The sequence below is a fragment of the Micrococcaceae bacterium Sec5.1 genome (assembly GCA_039636795.1).
In the GTDB taxonomy this organism is placed as follows: Bacteria; Actinomycetota; Actinomycetes; order Actinomycetales; family Micrococcaceae; genus Arthrobacter.
Genome location: CP143430.1, coordinates 4,149,290 through 4,169,158, shown reverse-complemented (window position 1 = coordinate 4,169,158; position 19,869 = coordinate 4,149,290). Strand labels below are relative to the sequence as shown.

Below are 19,869 nucleotides of genomic sequence, written 5' to 3'. Positions count from 1 at the left end.
TCGCGGGAGCGCGTCCAGTTCGCTGGAGGTTTCCATACGTTCTGGCACTGTTCTCTCGTCCTCGCGTGGATCAGCCGAACGCACGACGGCGGTTCAGCAGGAGTTAAGCTCGCGCAGCGGCCGCGATCCGGGCCTTCTTCTTCAGCGACGAGTTCTTCTTGGCTGTGCGCAGCATGTCCACCGTGAGCACCAGCAGGGCGAGCCACACCACGCAGAAACCGATCCAGCGGGCCGTGGTCATGGTCTCGTTGAAGACGGCCAGCGCCACGATGAACTGAAGAATCGGTGCGAAATATTGGAGCAAGCCGATGGTGGTCATCGGCAGGCGACGGGCCGAGGCGCCAAAGAAGAGCAGCGGCACTGCGGTGATGACGCCGGATGCCAGGAGCAACCAGAAATGCCCAGGCCCAAGGGCGGTGAGTGTTGCGACGCCGCTCGCGCCCAGGACAATCATGGTGGCGCCTGCCAAGGGGGCGAGGACCACTGTTTCCACGGAGAGGCTGGTGAGCGCATCAACCTTTGGACCGACGCGCTTCTTGACGAACCCGTAGAGGCCGAAGCTGCAGGCCAGGATTAGCGCGATCCAGGGAAGCTGGCCGTAGGAAAAGGTCAGGACGCCCACTGCGATGAAGCCGATGCCCACTGCTGCCCATTGGAGCGGCCGCAACTTCTCCTTGAGGACGAATACGCCGAGCAGGACCGATACCAACGGGTTGATGAAGTATCCGAGGGACGTTTCAACGGCGTGCCCTGTAGTGACGCCGAAAGTGTAGGTGAGCCAGTTGATGGCTATCAGTCCGGCTGCCAAGGCCAGCGGCCCAAAGACTGAGCGGTCCTTCACGGCTGCGCCAAAGACCCGCCATGCCCGCGTGACCGTGATCAGCAGCGCACAGAAGATCAGTGACCAAACGACGCGGTTGGCGACGATTTCGATGGCCCCCGCCGGTTGAAGCGCGAGGAAGTACAGCGGAAGCAGTCCCCACAAAGAGTAAGCGCCAATACCAAACAGGACTCCCGCCGTCGACTCGCTCCAGACCGGCTTTCGTCGGGTCCCGCCGCCAGAGGTCCTGCCCCCAGACGTACCGCCGTTAAGTTCACTGCTGGACGCACTCGCAGTCGGGGGCTGGTTGGAAGTGGACGAGTTTGCGGTGATCTGCTCGGGTGTCGACACAATGTCGCCAACACCAAAAGGGGTCGCAATATTCCGAAATGTTGGCACCAATCACCTGTTTTCGTGTGACTCCCGCCATATAGGGCGCCGGGTGCAGAGTGGACATCTAGAATTGGAATCTGCGCGCCCCAACAACGGCGTGGCTTACTGCTTCGGAAGGGCTTACGGTGTCCAACTCAGCCGCCACCACCCCCAAACGTCCGCTTCGCGTCGCCATCGTTGGCGCCGGTCCCGCCGGCGTGTACGCCGCCGACATCTTGACCAAGTCCAACGAGGTCAAGGACGGGGACGTGGAGGTCAGCATCGACCTCTTTGAGGCGTACCCTGCGCCCTACGGGCTGATCCGCTACGGTGTGGCGCCGGATCATCCCCGCATCAAGGGCATCGTCAACGCCCTGCACAAGGTGTTGGACCGCGGCGACATCCGCTTCCTTGGCAACGTGGCCTACGGCCGGGATCTGACGCTTCACGATTTCCGAGCTTTCTATGACGCCGTGATCTTCTCCACTGGTGCCATCAAGGACGCGGACCTCAACATCCCCGGCATCGGGTTGGACGGTTCCTTCGGCGGAGCTGATTTTGTTTCCTGGTACGACGGACATCCGGACGTTCCCCGCGATTGGCCATTGGATGCCAAGGAGATTGCGGTCATCGGCAATGGCAACGTTGCCCTTGATGTGGCTCGCATGCTGGTCAAGCACCCCGATGAACTGCTGGTCACCGAGATCCCGGAAAACGTGTACGAGGGGTTGAAGAAATCGCCCGTTACCGACGTCCACGTGTTTGGACGCCGCGGTCCTGCACAAGTGAAGTTCACTCCGCTGGAATTGCGGGAGCTGTCCCACTGCAATGACGTAGACATTGTGCTGTACCCGGAGGACTTCGAGTTTGATGAAGCCTCCGATGAGGCAATCCGGACCAATAACCAGATCAAGACCATGGTCAACACGATGACCAACTGGCTGGTGGAGGAACACGCGGAATCCGAGCAGCCATCCTCGCGCCGTCTGCACTTGCACTTCCTGCACAGCCCGGTGGAAATCCTGGACTCGCCGGAAACTCCCGGCAAGGTTTCCGGCATCAAGTTCGAGCGCATGCAGCTGGACGGAACCGGCAACGTCAAGGGCACCGGTGAATTCGTGGAGTACCCGGTGCAGTCCGTATACCGCGCGATCGGTTACCACGGCTCGCCGCTTGAGGAGTTGCCGTACGACGCCCGCCGCGGTGTCATACCGAACGACGGCGGTCGCGTCCTGGATGCCGACGGCAAGCCCGTGCCGGGAATCTACGCCACTGGCTGGATCAAGCGTGGACCTGTAGGCCTGATCGGTCATACGAAGGGCGATGCACTGGAAACCATCGGCTGCCTCCTGGAAGACCGGCTCACGTTGCCTCCAGCAGAGAACCCGGATCCGCAGGCCATCATCGATCTCCTCGAGGAACGCGGCATCGAATACACCACCTGGGAGGGGTGGAACCGGCTGGATGCGCACGAGGCTGCCCTCGGTGCCGCATGGTCCAAGTCAGAGTCCGAATCCGGCAACGGCAATGGCGTGATCCGGGAACGCATCAAGGTAGTTCCGCGTGAAGAAATGATCCAGATCTCGCGCGGCTGACCCTTGGGTTTGTGTACGCTAACGCCCTCAACAGGCTTCGCAAAAGGCGTCAGCTGTACACAAACTCCATTCCTGGAACTAGACTTTCGGATACCGTGCCGCCAGCACATGCACATCGCGCTGTCATTGCGGACTACGAGGGAGTTCGATGAGGAATCCAGTCCATTCGCCTGTTCCGGGCAGCGAAGCCGGAAGGCTGCTGCAGAAGCGCGCCCTGGCGGCCCATGAAAACCTGGGAAGCCACGAACAACTGGACATGCTGCGGGCCGGGACTCCGGAGGAAATCTCCGGCCTCCGGCGTTTGGTGCGTGAGTCCTGGCAGCGTTCGGCCAGTCTGCAGGCCAATCCCGATGTTCCCGAAGCGCCGCTCGCGATGGACCGCGACGAGTTGGAGGACTACCGCAGGCAACACCCGCTGGCTGCGATCATGCCGGTGATCAGGAAGTTGTTGGTCCAGCCCAGCCATGACAGTGGGTTGCTCGTGGCGGTGGGGGACGACGTCGGGCGGCTGTTGTGGGTGGATGGGGATCCCGTCATGCAGCGCAGGGCCGAGGGGATGATGTTCGTCGCGGGCGCCGATTGGTCCGAAGCCTCAGTGGGTACAAGCGCGCCCGGGACGGCGCTGGCCCTGGATCGGAGCATCCAGATCTCCGGTGCCGAGCACTTCAAGAGATCAGTTCACCCATGGAGTTGTACGGCCGTTCCCTTCCATGATCCCGATTCCGGTGCCGTGCTGGGCGTCGTGGACATCACTGGAACGGAGACCGCGGTGGCCCCGCACACAGTTTCCCTGGTGGAAGCAACGGTTGCGGCAGCACAGGCGCAGTTGCGCATCGAACGTCTCCAGCTCGCCGCCGCCGTCCGGGACAAACCACGACGCCGGAGCTCAGCTTCCGCTTCCAGCCACACTCTGTACCGGAACAGCCTGCAGTTGTTGGGCCGCGACCAGGCCCTCCTCAGCATCGATGGCCGGACGGTTTCCCTGTCGGCCCGGCACAGCGAAATTCTGGCTATCCTCTGCAGCCAACCTGCCGGCCTGAGCGCGGATGACCTTTGCGCGCAGCTATACCCGGGAGACGGCTCGGCGGTGACGTTGCGGGCCGAAATGGTGCGCCTGCGCAAGGTTCTCCATGAGCTCAGCCCGGGGGCAGTTCCCGAATCGAGGCCCTACCGTTTGCCTGTCGAGCTGCTTCCCGATTCGGGCCAGGTGCTCAGTTGCCTGCAGCGCGGTGCGCATCGGATTGCCTTGGAGATCTACAAAGGCGCCCTCCTGCCGCGCTCGGAGGCGCCCGGCGTCGTGCAGTTGCGTGAGCGGGTTTCGCATCTGTTGCGGGAAGCGCTGCTCAGTGATGGCAGCGTTGATTCGCTCCTGAAGTACGCTGAGCTGCCCGAAGCAAAGTACGACGTCGAACTCCGCCTTGCCGTCCTGAAGCTGCTGCCGCCGCGCTCACCCAAGCGGGCCGCCGTCGTGGCTGACCTTGAGCGGATCGAAACGGAACTGACGGCCTGAACCACGCGCCTGAACCACCCCGCGTGAGCTGAATCACATGGTTGCAACGTAGCTGCAACCTGCCCGCTCCTAGGCTCGAATCAATGGCGACAGCCACCGTGATTCGCAGCAAAGGAGCTAGCAATGACCGTTTATGCACAGCCGGGTGCCGAGGGTTCGAAGGTCACCTTCAAGGGCCGGTACGAGAACTGGATTGGTGGGGAATGGGTTGCTCCCGTCAAGGGCGCCTACTTCGAAAACATCACGCCCGTCACTGGCAAAGCTTTCTGCGAAGTTGCCCGTGGCACGGCCGAAGACATCGAACTGGCCCTCGATGCCGCGCACAAGGTAGCGCCTTCATGGGGCAAGACCTCAGCTACGGAACGTGCCGCGATTCTGAACAAGATCGCCGACCGCATAGACGAGAACGTAGAGCTGCTCGCGGTTGCCGAGACGTGGGACAACGGCAAACCCGTCCGGGAGACACTCAATGCGGACATTCCCTTGGCAGCCGATCACTTCCGCTACTTCGCCTCCGCTGTCCGTGCCCAGGAGGGCCACCTTTCGCAGCTCGATGAGGACACCACCGCCTACCACTTCAAGGAACCCCTGGGCGTGGTGGGCCAGATCATCCCCTGGAACTTCCCCATCCTCATGGCCGTGTGGAAGCTGGCCCCCGCGCTTGCCGCAGGTAACGCCGTCGTGCTTAAGCCAGCCGAGCAGACGCCAACATCCATCCTCGTCCTCATGGAATTGATCGGCGACCTGCTGCCCGCGGGTGTCGTGAACGTCGTCAATGGTTTCGGTGTGGAAGCCGGAAAGCCGCTGGCTTCCAGTCCCCGCATCCGCAAGATCGCCTTCACGGGTGAGACCACCACCGGCCGGCTTATCAGCCAGTACGCGTCCAACAACCTCATCCCTGTCACGCTGGAACTTGGCGGCAAGAGCCCCAACATTTTCTTCGACGACGTCGCAGCCCAGAACGACGCTTTCTACGACAAAGCACAGGAGGGCTTCACGCTCTTCGCCTTCAACCAGGGCGAGGTCTGCACCTGCCCGTCACGTGCCCTGGTTCAGGAGGGCATTTACGACTCCTTCATGGCTGACGTCGTAGCCCGCACCAACAAGATCATCCAAGGCAACCCTCTGGACACGGAAACCCAGATCGGTGCCCAGGCATCCAACGACCAACTGGAAAAGATCCTCTCCTACATCGACATTGGAAAGCAGGAGGGCGCCAAGGTCCTCACGGGCGGCGCACGGGCAGAGCTTTCCGGTGACTTTGCCGGCGGCTACTACGTCCAGCCGACGATTTTCGAAGGCCACAACCGGATGCGGATCTTCCAGGAGGAGATCTTCGGCCCTGTGGTCTCCGTGACCAGATTCAGCGACTACAACGACGCCATTGGCATCGCCAATGACACACTGTATGGCCTGGGTGCCGGCGTTTGGTCGCGCAACGGAAATGTGGCCTACCGCGCGGGCCGGGAAATCCAGGCCGGCCGCGTGTGGGTCAACAACTACCACGCCTACCCGGCCGGTGCCGCCTTCGGTGGCTACAAGTCCTCAGGCATTGGCCGTGAAAACCACGCCATGATGCTGGACCACTACCAGCAGACCAAGAACCTGTTGGTCAGCTACAACGAGAACAAGCTCGGCTTCTTCTAGGAGTTTGTGCACTCCCAACGCAACCTCGGCTCATTCGTATAGATCAAAGGAGATCGTCAATGTCGACAACCATGCAAGCAGCAGTAGTTACTGAGTTCGGAACCGACCTTAAGGTCATGGACGTGGAAAGGCCGACGCCGGGTCCCGGCCAAGCGCTGGTACGCCTGATCACGTCGGGGGTATGTCATACCGACTTGCACGCCGCCGAAGGTGACTGGCCGGTCAAACCAACACCTCCGTTCATTCCCGGCCATGAGGGAGTGGGTGAAGTGGTGGCCCTGGGCGATGGGGTAACGGACGTTGCCGTGGGTGATCTTGTTGGCAACGCCTGGCTGTGGTCTGCCTGCGGAGATTGCCAGTACTGCCGTACTGGGTGGGAAACGCTGTGCGAGTCCCAACAGAACGGTGGCTACAGCGTGGATGGTTCGTTCGGCGAGTACATGTTGGTGGATACGCGTTTTGCAGCCCGCATCCCCGAGGGCTCGGATCCTGTGGAGGTTGCTCCGGTATTGTGCGCCGGAGTCACGGTCTACAAGGGCTTGAAGATGACCGAAGCCAGGCCTGGTCAGTGGGTCACCATCTCCGGAATCGGCGGATTGGGACACATTGCCGTCCAGTATGCGGTGGCCATGGGACTTCGTGTGGCCGCCGTGGATATCGCCGACGACAAGCTGGCGTTGGCGAGGGAACACGGCGCTGAGCTGACGGTCAACGCACTGCATGAGGATCCGGCAGAGGTTATCCAGCGCGAAACCGGTGGTTGCCACGGTGTCCTGGTGACGGCGGTGCACCCTTCTGCCTTCGGGCAAGCAATCGGAATGGCCCGCCGTGGCGGAACCATCGTCTTCAACGGGCTTCCTCCGGGTGACTTCCCGGCGCCGATTTTCGAGATCGTCCTTAAAGGACTCACTGTGCGCGGATCGATTGTGGGCACCCGTCACGACCTTGAAGAAGCGCTTGAGTTCTATGCTCAAGGCAAGATCAAGCCAACGGTCTCCACCCGCGAGCTGTCCGAGGTCAACGCGGTCTTTGACGAGATGAAGCACGCCAAGATCGATGGCCGAGTGGTTCTGAAGTTCTGATGAATCACTCGGTGCTGGAAGCTGCGGTGACGCTCTCCGGGGAGAACTTTTCCCGGGTGGCGCTCACCGCGGCCTCCGTCGAACTACTGCGGAAGCTCTGGGAGCAGCATGGGCCGCTCATGTTCCACCAATCCGGTGGGTGCTGCGACGGCTCCGCTCCCATGTGCTACCCGGCGGGGGAGTTCCTCACCGGTGATTCGGATGTCCTCCTCGGCAGGTTCGATATCAGTGCAGACTTCGCAACTGGAACTGGCCAGGATCCAAAGCCCCTCGAGTTCTGGATGTCCAGGGAACAGTTCGCCTACTGGTCCCACACGCACCTCACTGTTGACGTGGTCCCAGGCCGGGGAAGCGGCTTCTCTGTCGAGTCCCCGGAGGGGAAGCGGTTCCTGATCCGCTCCACGATCATGGACTGGGATGTCTCAGGCGTTTAGTGGTGTGACGGGGGCTACTCGCTTCCGTCACACCAGTCACATCAGTAACGCCAGCTCAGAGGCCGTCTCACTATCTGGGATAAATATGGCCGTCCACTGACCGGACACTATTCTTGATGAGTCCTATACCACCCCCATCCAGAATGTGGCATTTTTATGAACATTTTCAGGACCAAGTCGATCGAGCAGTCGATCGCCGACGCCGACGAGCCCGGGCGCAAGCTGAAGCGAAGCCTCAGTACCTGGGACCTGATGATTATGGGTGTCGCCGTCGCTGTCGGTGCCGGTATCTTCTCCGTTGGCGCCAAGGCTGCTGCAAACTTTGCCGGCCCGGCCGTCACCATCTCCTTTGCCATCGCAGCCGTCACGTGCGCCTTGGCCATTATGTGCTATGCCGAATTTGCCACGGCCATCCCCGTGGCAGGTTCGGCCTACGTGTTCACTTACGCCACCATGGGCGAGGTACTCGCGTGGATCATTGGATGGAACCTCATCCTCGAACTCTTTACTGCTGCCGCGGTGATCGCCAAGTACTGGGGCATCTACCTCAGCAAAGTCTTCGCCCTGATGGGCCTGGACATTCCGCCGTCGCTCAGCCTGGGCGGCGTTGACCTCTATTGGGGCGCCTTCCTCATTGTCGCGATCTTCACTGTGCTGCTGGTGCTGGGGACGAAGTTGTCCGCCCGCGTTGGCAACATCTTCACTTTGATCAAGATCGCAGTAGTGCTGTTCGTGATCGTTGTGGGCTTCAGCTACGTGAAATTCTCCAACTACACACCGTTCATTCCCGCCTCGGAGCCGACTACGGGCACAGGCGCCGCTGATGTCATGAAGCAGTCCTTCTTCGGCTTCCTGACCGGTGCTGCTCCTGCCCAGTACGGCACCTTGGGCATTTTCGCTGGTGCTGCCCTGGTGTTCTTCGCCTTCATTGGGTTTGACGTTGTTGCAACCTCCGCGGAAGAGGTCAAGAATCCGCAGAAGACACTGCCACGCGGTATCTTCGGCGGCCTGGCTGTGGTGACGTTGCTCTACATCCTGGTCTCCCTCGCGTTGACCGGCATGGTCTCCTACACCCAGCTGGCTGAGGAAAAGAACCCCACGCTGACTACAGCTTTCGAGGCCGTGGGCAACAACGACGCCGCCAAGGTCATTGCCTTTGGGTCCCTTGTGGGCCTGACCACGGTGATCATGGTGCTGCTCATGGGCCTTTCCCGTGTGGTGTTGGCCATGAGCCGCGACGGACTGCTGCCGCGGTCGCTGTCAAAGACCAGCGAGAAGCGCTCCACCCCTGCGCGCCTGCAGATCATCTGTGGCGCAGCAGTTGCCCTGGTGGCCGGATTGACCAATGTGGATCTCCTCGAGGAAATGATCAACATTGGAACGCTGTCAGCCTTTGTGATGGTCAGCCTGGGCATCCTGGTGCTGCGCAAGAAGCGTCCGGACCTCAAGCCTGCGTTCCGCGTCCCGTTCGGCAAGGTCTTGCCCTGGGTGTCCGCGATCCTGTGCGTCTACCTCATGACCAACCTGGCAGTCGAAACCTGGATCTTCTTCGCGATCTGGCTGGTCATTGGCATGGTCATCTACTTCTCCTACGGGCAACGCCACTCGCGGCTCAACGAGAAGTTCGCCTCAGCCAAGGCTGCCGTGAATGGGGGTTCTGCAACTACTGCGGTCAAGGGCGACGAGGACGAAGACTCCTTCACCAAGGTCTAGACCAATCCCGGCTGCTTGTCAGACAGCTGGCTTGAATCACCATCGAAAGCGCTCGGGAGCATCAATTCCCGAGCGCTTTTGGTGTACCCAGTCGCTTTTGGTGTACCTGCGCCATCAACCCACGGCACTGGGGACCGGACACCGCCAAAAGGGACAGGGGCTACGGTGCCGCGTGCTTCCCGACCCAGTCCACCAGCGGCCTCAGCACTTCCCAGCGGTCAGCGATCTCCTGTTTGGCTGACGGCGTGGAGAGCCATTCCGGCTCACCAACCTCAACCCCGGCCGACAAGGACTTGTGCTTCAGGAGCTCGGCGCGTGGATGATCTTTATCGAAGCCCCGCGGAATGGTCTTGAGCATCTCGCCTTGGATGGCGAAACCCGCTGCGGCAACTGAGTCCACAATTTGCTGCAATTCCCCTCCACTATCGGGAGCGTCCACGGCGGCGCGGAAGCGTGCCAATTGCGCGGGAGTATATGAATGGCAGCCGCCGCCGATCAACAGACCATCGGCGCTGACCTGGAGGTAGAACCCCAGGCCTTCCTGTGACGCTGCGAAGGCACCCTGGGCCGTTTTGTAGGGTGACTTGTCCTGGGAGAACCTGATGTCCCTGTTTGGCCGGAAGATCTTCGCTGGCCCGAACTCAGGCTCCAGCTCTGAAAGGAGGGCGACCAGCGGCTCCTTGACGGCGGCGTCGTAAATGTCTTTGTGCTCCAACCACCACTCGCGGTTGTTGTTCTCTTCCAGTTCTTCGTAGAAGCGGAAGGCTGCGGATGGAATTCCCTCGAATGTGCTCATGGAAGGATCCTATGGACCATGGCACCAGCGCAGCCAGAGCCCGGCCTGCCTATGTGGAAAAACAAAGAAGAACACCCCGCTGCGGAGATCCGCAACGGGGTGTTCGACGGTAATTCTTACCGATCCGGTCGCTTAGAGCTTGTTGGCTGCTTCGGCGTCGGAGGAGGCCTGGCCTGCACCGAGGTTGGCGCGCAGCTTGGCGCCGAGTTCGGCGTCAACGTTGGTCCAGTACTGGATGGCGCGTTCCTTGATGTCGGCGCTCTTCACGCCGCCCACGGCACCGGTGATGGTGTCCAGAAGGCGGGCCTTGGCGGCGTCGTCGTAGACCTCGCGGTACAGGGTACCGGCCTGGCCGAAGTCGCTGTCCTCGGAGTGCAGGGTGTGCGCGGAGAGCGTGAGCTCGCCGTCGTTCTCCCAGCCACCTGCCGGTGAAGTGGGCTCAACAGCAGCCGGGCCACCAACGGAGTTCGGTGCGTAGACCGGGGTGGTGGGGGCGTTGAACAGGTAACGTCCGGCGCCGTCCTGGCTGTAGTTGTTGACCTGGTTCTTGGGCTGGTTCACCGGGATCTGGGCGTGGTTGGTACCCACGCGGTAGCGGTGTGCATCGGCGTAGGAGAAGATGCGGGCCTGCAGCATCTTGTCCGGCGAGGCAGCGATGCCCGGTACGAAGTTCGACGGCGCGAAAGTGGCCTGCTCGATCTGCGCGAAGTAGTTCTCCGGGTTCTTGTTCAGCTCCATGGTGCCCACGTGGATCAGCGGGTAGTCCGCGTGAGGCCAGACCTTGGTGAGGTCGAACGGGTTGAAGCGGTACGTCTTGGCGTCCTCGTAGGGCATGACCTGGACGTGCAGTTCCCAGGAGGGGAAGTTGCCGGCTTCGATGTTCTCGGAGAGGTCGCGGATGTAGAAGTCTGCATCCGAGCCTGCCAGCTGCTCAGCCTGGTCACCGGTGATGGTCTTGACGCCCTGGTTGGACTTGAAGTGGTACTTGACCCAGAAGCGCTCACCAGCGGCGTTGATCCACTGGTAGGTGTGCGAGCCGTAGCCCTGCATTTCACGCCAGGAAGCCGGGAGGCCACGGTCGCCCATGAGCCAAGTGACCTGGTGTGCCGATTCGGGGGAGAGGGTCCAGAAGTCCCACTGCATGTCAGCGTCACGCAGGTGGGTACCCGGGAGGCGCTTCTGGGAGTGGATGAAGTCCGGGAACTTGATGCCGTCGCGGATGAAGAACACCGGGGTGTTGTTGCCCACGAGGTCGTAGTTGCCCTCGGAGGTGTAGAACTTCACGGCGAAACCGCGGGGGTCGCGCCAAGTGTCAGGAGAACCATTCTCGCCGGCAACGGAGGAGAAACGGATCAGCATGTCCGTCTCGGCGCCCGGCTGCAGGAACGCGGCCTTGGTGTAGGCCGATACGTCCGAGGTGGTCTTGAACGTACCGAAAGCGCCGCCACCCTTGGCGTGCACTACACGCTCCGGGACCCGCTCGCGGTTGAACTGCGCAAGCTTCTCCACCAGGTAGTGGTCGGTCAGGATGATGGCACCGTCGGCGCCGACGGACTTGGAGTGCGCGTCGGAAGTAACGGGGGCACCTGACTGGGTTGTTGAAATAGCAGTCATTGTTCTCCTTGTTCTTATTTTTGAGTTACGGACGTTTGTTTGGGGAGCTGTTGTTTTGCCTGGCAATCCTGGCAGATGCCCTGATAGAGGACGTCTGCGATCTGGATGGTCATTGGCTTGGAATTTTCATCCCAGTGCGGGGTGAGGCACGGTGCGTGTCCCACGGCGCAGTCCACGTCTTCCACGCGACCGCAACTGATGCAGACGGCGTGGTGGTGGTTGTCGCCCACCCGGGTTTCATAGAGCGCCGGGGAGTGCGGGGGTTCAAAGCGGCGCAGCATCTGCAAATCCGTGAGGTCGCTGAGCACCACGTAAACGGACTGCGCCGTCAGTTCAGGAAGCTCTTTGCGGGCGGCGGCAAGGATGCCTTCTGCCGGGGAGTGCGGATGATGCTGGACCGCGGCCAGCACTGCCAGCCGCTGTTTGGTCACACGCCTGCCGTGGGCATGCAGGGCACTGGCCCATGCTTCCTGGTCGGCTGTGTGATCGGTCATGCACTCATTGAACCACTTATTTTGAGCAGTTCACAATAAGGCACGGCTAACTTCCGGCAAATTAAACAAATCCACCATCGGATTGTCCTGTTCCGCGGCAGATCGACCCACCGCGTGGATGCGGAGAGCTGAACCCGGCTTCCCGCCCTCGACAGCCACACAGCTAAAGCCAGTGAGTCCACTGGTCAGCGGCAGGGCATCCAAGGCGCTCCCCATGGCAACGAGTTCCCCGGGAACGAGATTGGAAATCGAAGCCGCCGCGCTGGCGGGCTCAATCACGCTGTGATGGCGGTCTGCGTCAACCGTCGCGACCAAGGGAGTCGGCATGGGCACCTGAACGGGTACGACGCCGGACATGGCCACAGGCGCGGACCCCACCTGCCCGGTGGGTGCTTTTGCGATGGTGGCGGCACCAAGACCCAGCGAATCCCGGATCCGCGTATCCACGATGTCCAGGCTGTCCTCAGGCTCGGGAACGCGATGGTGGGCTGGCAGCGCGAGTTGGCGTCCCGGCGTCGTGCTTTCCGCCTCCCAACGAGCGAACAGGTGGAACGTGGGTGTGGAAGACTCAGCCACCGGCTCGCCGATAGCCGAACCCAACGGGTGCCACCGATGGGCGAACGTCACCGCGAACCGCTTCGCGCCAAGGACGTCGTCCAATGCTGCCCGGGCGAGGTTGTGGCAGAACAACCAGTCGGCCGCCGAGGAGTCCGTAAATTCCGTGGAGGGGTCCGAGAGCCGGATCAGTACGTGCCCGGCCGTCAAAGGGTGACGCGGCCTGGCAATTTCCCAGATGCCCGAGCGGAACAGCAATCGTCGCGACAAGACCATGTGGACTCCTTCCCCGGGTGAGCCTACCAACCAGCGCGTTACGGCGGGAGACGCGTTATTCAAGCGAAGCAGGCAACGAAGTCACTGGGGTTCGCTTGGGTCGCTAGGGTGGCTAGGTGGCGAAACTACTGGCAGACATCACCCCGATCAAGGCGAGCGTGGCCTTCCGGCGGCTTTGGCTTGGGGCTTCGGTGGCTGCCATCGGTACCCAGCTCACGTTGGTGGCCGTCAGCCTGGAGGTTTACCGTCTGACCCAGGAGAGCTTCTATGTAGGCCTTCTGGGTATCTTCGCGCTGGTTCCGCTGGTCATCACCGGACTATACGGCGGCTCTATCTCCGATGCCTACGATCGCCGCAAAGTAGCGCTGATCGCATCAGTGGTGCTTTGGGCCAGCACCGCCGGTTTGGCACTGCAGGCGTGGCTGGAAATCGGCAACATCTGGATCCTTTACGCGTTGGTTGCCATCCAAAGTGGTGCACAAGGCATCAACGGTCCCGCCCGAAGCGCCATCATTCCGCTCCTTGTCCGGAAGGACCTGCTCCCAGCGGCGAACGCCTTGAGCATGCTGACGTTCGGCCTGTCCATGACCGCCGGGCCACTCCTGGCGGGGGTGCTGGTGGCCACGATCGGTTTCGGATGGACTTACACGATCGATGTCATCAGTTTCACCTTTGCCCTGTGGGGCCTCGCCAAACTCCCGCCGCTGCCTCCGTCAAAGGATGCGGTCCGGCCCGGGCTTCGCTCCGTAGTGGAGGGCTTCCGGTTCCTAGGTACGCGGCCCAATGTCCGGATGACCTTCATCATCGACCTCATCGCCATGATCTGCGCCCAACCCCGTGCCCTGATGCCTGCAATTGGGGCAGTCATGATTGGCGGCGGCGAAACAACGGTGGGCGTGCTGCTGGCATCTACCGCCGTGGGCGCCTTCCTGGCCGGACTGTTTTCCGGTCCCCTCGGCAGGGTGCGGCGCCAAGGCAGCGCAGTGGTGTGGTCGGTGGTCGGATGGGGCGCCTCGATTGCGGCCTTTGGAGTGGTGGTGTTGCTGGCTGGAGATTCGGGCCGCGAGGGCGTAACGCCCTGGCTCCTTCCCGCGGCCTTGTGTTGTGCGCTGGCGGGGATTTCGGATTCTGTCAGCGCGGTCTTCCGCACCACCATCCTCCAGTCCGCGACGCCCGATCACCTGCGCGGAAGACTGCAGGGCGTGTTCATCGTGGTGGTGGCAGGAGGCCCTCGCGTGGGGGACATGCTGGCCGGCGGGGTCACACAATTCCTCAGCGAAGGCGGAGTGCTGCTGATGGGCGGGATCGTCTGCATTGTCTTGGCTTGGCTGGCATCGCGCCTGCAGCCGGGGTTCGTCGCGTACGATGCGAAGCATCCGGTGCCGTAGCCAGCGGGCCCGTAGCCAGCAGGGCGGTATTGGAACAAAGCCCGACGCCAGCCCAGGCGTGCCAGCTGCGGAACACGGCGACCGCCGTCGGCGTTAATCGGTACAGAGGTAATCCGTACAGAAACTGCTCACGAGCCAAAGAAAGTGAAAGAACAACCGTGCACAAACACAACAATGGACTCAAGACCGCAGCACTTTTCGGTGTGCTGTGGGCGGTGCTGTTGGGTTTGGGCGCCATTATCGGGGCCGGCACGCGCAGCACCACGCCCATCTGGATCTTTGCCCTGATCGGGGTAGCCACCACCGCCTACGGATACTGGAACAGCGACAAGATCGCCATCCGCTCCATGGCCGCCTATCCCGTCACCGAAGCCCAAGCCCCACAGCTGTACCAGATTGTCCGGGAGCTTTCCGTGCGGGCCAACAAGCCCATGCCGCGGATTTACCTCTCGCCCACCATGACGCCCAACGCCTTCGCTACCGGCCGCAGTCCCAAGAACGCCGCGGTCTGCTGCACCGAGGGAATCCTGCATGTCCTTGATGCCCGCGAGCTCCGGGGTGTCCTGGGCCATGAGCTCATGCACGTGTACAACCGAGACATCCTGACGTCGTCCGTAGCTGCCGCCGTTGCGGGCGTGATCACGTCCGTGGGGCAGATGTTGTTGTTCTTCGGCGGAGGGGACCGGCGCAACGCCAACCCCATCGCGATGATCGCCATGGCCCTGCTGGCGCCGTTCGCGGCCTCCCTGATCCAAATGGCGATCTCCCGCACCCGGGAGTACGACGCCGATGAGGACGGGGCCGAGCTGACCGGCGATCCGCTGGCGCTGGCCTCAGCCCTGCGCAAGATCGAATCGGGTGTCTCCCAGCTTCCGCTCCCACAGGATCAAAGGCTCGTGAATGCTTCCCACCTCATGATCGCGAACCCATTCCGAGGCGGTGGCATGCGGCGCCTCTTCTCCACCCACCCGCCGATGAAGGAACGCATCACCAGGCTTGAGCGCATGGCGGGCCGGCCGCTTTCCTAAGGACGCGGTTTTCCTAAGGACGGGGCTTTCGCAAGGCCTAAAACGTCGTGAACCCGCTATTCCGTGGGGGGCCAACAACGGAATAGCGGGTTCACGACGTAATAGAGGAATCAGCCGAAAAGTCCTTCGCCGATGAAGCCGCCCTGCTGGATCCCCGGAGGCACGGCGAAAAGCCCTGAGCCCGTGTGCTTCAGGTATTCCACGGACAAGGTATCGCCCTTGGCCAGAGCCATCTGCATGGGAACGTAGTGGGTCCGCGGATCCTTGACGAACGCGATGAAGAACAGCCCTGCGTCCAGATGCCCGAGTCCGTCTGAGCCGTCGGTGAAGTTGTAGCCGCGGCGAAGCATCCGCACACCCCCGTTCTGGTCCGGGTGGGCCAGACGGACGTGCGAGTCCAAGGGGATGAGTGGATCACCATTGCGGCCAGCGAGCTTGAAATCGGGCGCCGTGAACTCTTCGCCACCGGACAGCGGCGCTCCCACGCCCTTCGTCCGCCCGATCAGGCCTTCCTGCTCGCGCAGCGACGTCCTGTCCCAAATCTCGATGTGCATCTGGATCCTGCGCGCCACAAGATAGCTGCCGCCCCTCATCCACTCTTCGTTCGACGAAGCCGGAGAACCTACCCAGACATGCTCCTCGAGGAGGGCGTTGTCCTCAACCTTGAGGTTGTTGGTGCCGTCCTTGAAGCCAAAGAGGTTGCGGGGCGTCACCTGCGCCCGGGACGTGGATGACGTGCGGCCAAAGCCCAATTGCGACCAGCGGACCCGCACCTTTCCGAAGCCGATGCGCGCAAGGTTACGGATGGCGTGGACGGCCACTTGGGGGTCGTCGGCGCATGCCTGCACCACGATGTCGCCACCGGTGCGGCCCGCTTGAAGGTCGTCACCCGGGAAATGCGGGAGGTCGATCAGGGCTTCGGGCCTGCGTCCGTCCAAGCCAAAGCGCACGTTGCCGTTCTTCTCAAACAAGCCTGCGCCGAAACCGAAGGTCAGAGTCAGTTTCGCCGCAGCGAGGTCCAACGCCTCACCGGTGTCTTCCGGCGGGGCGTCGTAAGGACCATCGACGGCGCCAGTCGCACCTGTCGGGTGGCCCGCCGTCATGGACTCCGCAGCAGCGGTCCAATCCTTCAGGAGCTTGATCAGCTCTTTCCGGTCCTCCGTGGTGACATCAAAGGCAGCCATGTGAAGGCGGTCCTGGGCCGGAGTGGTGATGCCAGCTTGGTGCTCGCCGAAAAAGGGAACAACAGCATCCCCTGTGTCGGATTCCGCGGCCGATGCCGCACCGGCCGCGACCACGTCGTGGCCCAGGAAACCGGCGGCGATGCCAGCCACTGCGCCTGCGCCGCCCACTCCAGCAAGGGAAAGGAGGCCGCGGCGGGAAAGACGGGAGGTGCCAGCGGTAGCCGACGCACCGCCGTCGGGAGTCCCCTTGGAACGTTCGACGCCGGTCGCGTCGCCTGGGCGGACGGAATCGTTCACATCCACTGGCTGTCCGGCACCTGGAGTTGCGGGGGCTTCGCCGGTGTGCCCATAGGGGCAGCCGCTCACAGCACGACGGCCGAGGTGAGCTTGGACAGCGGTTCGCCCAAGGAATCGACCAGCGCGGCGAGCTGCTGGATCTGATCCTGGCTCAGCTCGTTGTAGTAGGAGAAGCCATCACCCTTGGCGTGCTTCTTCAGCTCGGCTTGGAGGGCTGTGAACTTCTCGTCAAGGGACTTGGCAAGCTCGGCGTCTTTTTGCTCCAAGGCCGGCTTCAGGCTCTCGAAGGCGATGCGGGCGCCGTCCACGTTGGCCTGGAAATCCCAGAGGTCGGTGTGGGACCAGATCTCTTCCTCGCCCGTCACCTTACCGGTAGCAACCTCATCGAGGAGTTCCTTGGCGCCGTTGCCCAGCTTGTCTGCCGTCAACTCCACCGTGCGGGTACGCGTTGCGAGGTCCGCAGTATCTGCAACCAGCTGAGCGGAAATCGCGGTTCGTTCGGCCGGCGTCATGGCGGTGTAGTCCGCAGGCGGGAACAAGTCCTTCTCGGCGCGGTGCCAGCCGGTCCACTCCTGGCCAGGCTCGAGATCGGCCTCGCGTGCATCCAGCTTGGGGTCGAGATCGCCAAACGACTCGGCAACGGGCTCGATCCGCTCCCAGTGCATACGGGTCGCCGCATAGAGTTCGCGGGCCTTGGCGGCGTCACCGGCTGCGAAGGCATCTGCAAAGGCCTTGGTGCCTGTGACGAGTTGCTCCGTTTGGTCCTTGACGTAAGCGGCGTACTGCTGGGAGCCGGTCTCAAGCAGCTTTTGGAAGTCAGCATCTGCGCTTGGCTTGTTTCCGGATTCCGTGACCTCGAACGAAGCCCGGATGCCGTCGCCCTGCATACCCGGCTTGCAGGCGGTGTTGTACTTGCCTGCAGGAGCCGTGAGCACCAGGTTCCGCGTAATTCCAGGCCCGATGTTCTCCACTTCACCGATGATCCGCAAACCGTCCTCGGCCAGCAGGTAGAACTCGGTGACCTCGGTGCCTTCGTTCTTCACGGCAAACGTCAGGTTGCCGCTGGGCGCAGTTCCTGTGGAGACCTTGCATTCATTAGCGGTACTGCTGACCTGGATCGGCCCATCCGTGGCCGCCGTGGTTTTCGCATTGTCAGTGCAGCCCGCCAGAACCATGGGGACGGCGGCGGCTGCGCCGATGACGGTGAGGGTCCTGCGAAGCTTCGGGGAAGTGGACGTGGACAGGAACGTGCCAAGCATGGGGGTCCTTTGTGTTGGGGGAAGGCGCGGCTGCGAGGGCCTGCGCGTCGAGTTGGAGAGGCTCTGGGTTCTTACTGCTGCAGGGCGACTGCCGGGTTCGCCGCGGGCGTCTTCGCTGCTGCCGCCGGAGGATGGGAGCGGTTGGCCCGGATGTACAGGAACAGGACGGGGATGACGTACAGCAGCCAGGCTGCTGCTTCCAGCCAGGTGGTGGCCGGGGAGAAGTTCAGTGTGCCCTTCAGCAAGGTCCCGTACCAGGACGACGGCGGAACGGCGGCTGAGAGGTCGAAGGCCAGGCTATGCAGGCCGGGAAGGATGCCGGCTTCCTGGAGATCGTGGATGCCATAAGCAAGGACGCCCCCGGCAATAACGATGAGTCCCACTCCCGTCCAGGTGAAGAAGCGGCCCAGGTTGACCTTGAGGACGCCCCGGTGGAGCAGGTATCCGAGTCCGGCAGCTGTCAGGAGGCCAAGCAGGGCGCCAAGGAGGGGGAACGTGGTTTCGCCGGTGGCTTGCGCTGCCGCCCAAATGAAGAGGGCGGTTTCGAGTCCTTCGCGGCCCACGGCCAGTGCCGCAACCAGCACAAGGCCCCATGCGGCGCCGTCGGCTGCTTTGTCCACGTGGGACCGGAGGTCGCTTCCGAGGCTGCGGGCGGTGCGCGCCATCCAGAAGACCATCCAGGTCACGAGGCCTACGGCAACAATGGACAGCCCTCCGCCGATCGCTTCCTGGGCCTCGAAGGTGAGGCCCCGCGGGCCGAAAGTAAGAAGGGCGCCGAAAGCGAGGGAGATGGCAATGGCCAGCCCGACGCCGGTCCAGAGCCGGGGGAGCAGGGACTGCCGGCCGGTCTTGATGAGGTAGGCCATCAGGAGGACCACGATGAGCGAGGCCTCGAGGCCCTCACGCAGGCCTATCAGGAAGTTGGCGGTCATGTGCATTTCTTTCACTCAGGGTAGCCATACTTAGGCTTGCCTAATGAAGAAGAATACTGCCCTGCGGTGATTACGCAAAAATTTTGTGCGCTAATGTCTCCGGCCATTACGACAATCGACGGACCCGGGCAATAAAAAACCGGAGTCCAGCGCCCTGAGCGGCGCCGGACCCCGGCTTTTATGACGCTGGCTGTGCAGCGTCGGCAGCCTAGCTGCGGAAGTTCACGAACTGCAGGTCTGCCTCTTCGAACTTCTTGAGGATGTTCATGGTTTCCTGCAGGTCATCGCGGGACTTGGAGGTGACGCGAAGCTCGTCGCCCTGGATCTGGGACTTGACGGACTTGGGGGCTTCGTCGCGGATGATCTTGTTGATCTTCTTGGCGATGTCCTGGGCGATGCCCTCCTTGATGGTGCACTCAAGCCGGAATTCCTTGCCGGAGGGGTAAGGCTCGCCCTGGTCCAGGGACTTCAGGGAGATGCCACGCTTGATGAGCTTGGACTGGAAGACGTCCAGGACGGCGAGGACGCGATCCTCGGAGTTGGCCTTCATCAGGATCTTTTCGCCGCTGAAGTCAATCTCCGCGCCGACCCCTTTGAAGTCGTAGCGCTGCGCGATTTCCTTCTGGGACTGGTTGAGCGCGTTGGCGACCTCTTGCTTGTCTACCTTGCTGACGACGTCGAATGTTGATTCGCCTGCCATGACTCTCCTTAGGTTGGGGGCCCGGTAAGGGCGGTTTGTCTGCCATCCAGCCTAGTACGGAAGGCGGGGGATGGGGCCGTGGATAACTTTCACAGTTCGCTCACAGCACATGCTTGCTTGGAACCGAGGTGGGTGTTTGAGAGTTGTACCAGTTGGAAGAGCCCACCCCGGAG

At 62.2% G+C, this 19,869-nt stretch carries 17 protein-coding genes; 8 read left to right on the top strand and 9 right to left on the bottom strand.

The annotated features are described in order from the left end of the window. Positions 1–103: 103 nt before the first annotated feature. The gene (rarD, locus tag VUN82_19055) at positions 104–1,171 is read right to left on the bottom strand and encodes an EamA family transporter RarD (GenBank protein ID XAS71162.1); all 1,068 of its coding nucleotides are present in this window, start codon (positions 1,169–1,171) and stop codon (positions 104–106) included. 167 nt (positions 1,172–1,338) lie between these two features. Between rarD and VUN82_19050 the strand changes: the two genes are divergently transcribed. The 6 genes from VUN82_19050 to VUN82_19025 all read left to right on the top strand — a co-directional run bounded on the left by VUN82_19050 (position 1,339) and on the right by VUN82_19025 (position 9,173). After that, positions 1,339–2,787 (top strand): FAD-dependent oxidoreductase, encoded by a 1,449-nt coding sequence (locus VUN82_19050; GenBank protein XAS71161.1) that lies wholly within the window; start codon positions 1,339–1,341, stop codon positions 2,785–2,787. Between the two features lie 148 nt (positions 2,788–2,935). Beyond that, entirely contained in the window at positions 2,936–4,297 is a 1,362-nt protein-coding gene (locus VUN82_19045; protein ID XAS71160.1) for a GAF domain-containing protein, read from the top strand. Between the two features lie 123 nt (positions 4,298–4,420). Then, entirely contained in the window at positions 4,421–5,944 is a 1,524-nt protein-coding gene (locus VUN82_19040) for an aldehyde dehydrogenase family protein (GenBank protein ID XAS71159.1), read from the top strand. A gap of 59 nt (positions 5,945–6,003) precedes the next feature. Beyond that, positions 6,004–7,026: an alcohol dehydrogenase AdhP gene (gene adhP / locus VUN82_19035; GenBank protein XAS71158.1), complete on the top strand. Its 1,023-nt coding sequence runs from the start codon at positions 6,004–6,006 to the stop codon at positions 7,024–7,026. Continuing rightward, positions 7,026–7,460, top strand: coding sequence for a DUF779 domain-containing protein (locus tag VUN82_19030; protein ID XAS71157.1), 435 nt, complete (start codon positions 7,026–7,028; stop codon positions 7,458–7,460). Before adhP ends, VUN82_19030 begins: the two co-directional genes overlap by 1 nt. A 156-nt stretch (positions 7,461–7,616) precedes the next feature. Further along, complete coding sequence (locus VUN82_19025) at positions 7,617–9,173, top strand: amino acid permease (GenBank protein ID XAS71156.1); 1,557 nt, start codon at positions 7,617–7,619, stop codon at positions 9,171–9,173. A gap of 160 nt (positions 9,174–9,333) precedes the next feature. Here VUN82_19025 and VUN82_19020 read toward each other — a convergent pair whose 3' ends face one another. The 4 genes from VUN82_19020 to VUN82_19005 form a co-directional block, all read right to left on the bottom strand. Then, positions 9,334–9,969, bottom strand: coding sequence for a DUF2461 domain-containing protein (locus tag VUN82_19020; GenBank protein ID XAS71155.1), 636 nt, complete (start codon positions 9,967–9,969; stop codon positions 9,334–9,336). A 132-nt stretch (positions 9,970–10,101) separates the two neighbouring features. Next, a complete protein-coding gene (locus tag VUN82_19015; GenBank protein XAS71154.1) occupies positions 10,102–11,583 on the bottom strand; it encodes a catalase in 1,482 nt (493 codons plus the stop codon). Positions 11,584–11,597: 14 nt separating this feature from the next. Then, on the bottom strand, positions 11,598–12,077 hold the full coding sequence (locus VUN82_19010; protein ID XAS71153.1) for a Fur family transcriptional regulator: 480 nt from the start codon (positions 12,075–12,077) through the stop codon (positions 11,598–11,600). Between the two features lie 30 nt (positions 12,078–12,107). After that, a complete protein-coding gene (locus VUN82_19005; GenBank protein ID XAS71152.1) occupies positions 12,108–12,908 on the bottom strand; it encodes a hypothetical protein in 801 nt (266 codons plus the stop codon). A gap of 116 nt (positions 12,909–13,024) precedes the next feature. Between VUN82_19005 and VUN82_19000 the strand changes: the two genes are divergently transcribed. Beyond that, a complete protein-coding gene (locus tag VUN82_19000; protein XAS71151.1) occupies positions 13,025–14,296 on the top strand; it encodes an MFS transporter in 1,272 nt (423 codons plus the stop codon). Between the two features lie 158 nt (positions 14,297–14,454). Further along, on the top strand, positions 14,455–15,324 hold the full coding sequence (gene htpX, locus VUN82_18995) for a zinc metalloprotease HtpX (GenBank protein ID XAS71150.1): 870 nt from the start codon (positions 14,455–14,457) through the stop codon (positions 15,322–15,324). 110 nt (positions 15,325–15,434) lie between these two features. Here htpX and efeB read toward each other — a convergent pair whose 3' ends face one another. The 4 genes from efeB to VUN82_18975 form a co-directional block, all read right to left on the bottom strand. Then, the gene (gene efeB / locus VUN82_18990) at positions 15,435–16,805 is read right to left on the bottom strand and encodes an iron uptake transporter deferrochelatase/peroxidase subunit (GenBank protein ID XAS71149.1); all 1,371 of its coding nucleotides are present in this window, start codon (positions 16,803–16,805) and stop codon (positions 15,435–15,437) included. Between the two features lie 65 nt (positions 16,806–16,870). Continuing rightward, the gene (gene efeO / locus VUN82_18985) at positions 16,871–18,064 is read right to left on the bottom strand and encodes an iron uptake system protein EfeO (GenBank protein XAS71148.1); all 1,194 of its coding nucleotides are present in this window, start codon (positions 18,062–18,064) and stop codon (positions 16,871–16,873) included. A gap of 71 nt (positions 18,065–18,135) precedes the next feature. Beyond that, positions 18,136–18,996, bottom strand: coding sequence for an iron uptake transporter permease EfeU (gene efeU / locus VUN82_18980; GenBank protein XAS71147.1), 861 nt, complete (start codon positions 18,994–18,996; stop codon positions 18,136–18,138). Between the two features lie 208 nt (positions 18,997–19,204). Beyond that, positions 19,205–19,696, bottom strand: a complete 492-nt coding sequence (locus VUN82_18975) for a YajQ family cyclic di-GMP-binding protein (GenBank protein XAS71146.1) — start codon at positions 19,694–19,696, stop codon at positions 19,205–19,207. Positions 19,697–19,869 lie beyond the last annotated feature (173 nt).

Coding starts and splice junctions, on each gene's coding strand:
- efeU (XAS71147.1), bottom strand. CDS start 18,996: ATGACCGCCAACTTCCTGATAGGCCTGCGTGAGGGCCTCGAGGCCTCG.
- efeO (XAS71148.1), bottom strand. CDS start 18,064: ATGCTTGGCACGTTCCTGTCCACGTCCACTTCCCCGAAGCTTCGCAGG.
- VUN82_19025 (XAS71156.1), top strand. CDS start 7,617: ATGAACATTTTCAGGACCAAGTCGATCGAGCAGTCGATCGCCGACGCC.
- VUN82_19005 (XAS71152.1), bottom strand. CDS start 12,908: ATGGTCTTGTCGCGACGATTGCTGTTCCGCTCGGGCATCTGGGAAATT.
- VUN82_18975 (XAS71146.1), bottom strand. CDS start 19,696: ATGGCAGGCGAATCAACATTCGACGTCGTCAGCAAGGTAGACAAGCAA.
- VUN82_19010 (XAS71153.1), bottom strand. CDS start 12,077: ATGACCGATCACACAGCCGACCAGGAAGCATGGGCCAGTGCCCTGCAT.
- VUN82_19040 (XAS71159.1), top strand. CDS start 4,421: ATGACCGTTTATGCACAGCCGGGTGCCGAGGGTTCGAAGGTCACCTTC.
- VUN82_19015 (XAS71154.1), bottom strand. CDS start 11,583: ATGACTGCTATTTCAACAACCCAGTCAGGTGCCCCCGTTACTTCCGAC.
- adhP (XAS71158.1), top strand. CDS start 6,004: ATGTCGACAACCATGCAAGCAGCAGTAGTTACTGAGTTCGGAACCGAC.
- VUN82_19045 (XAS71160.1), top strand. CDS start 2,936: ATGAGGAATCCAGTCCATTCGCCTGTTCCGGGCAGCGAAGCCGGAAGG.
- VUN82_19030 (XAS71157.1), top strand. CDS start 7,026: ATGAATCACTCGGTGCTGGAAGCTGCGGTGACGCTCTCCGGGGAGAAC.
- VUN82_19020 (XAS71155.1), bottom strand. CDS start 9,969: ATGAGCACATTCGAGGGAATTCCATCCGCAGCCTTCCGCTTCTACGAA.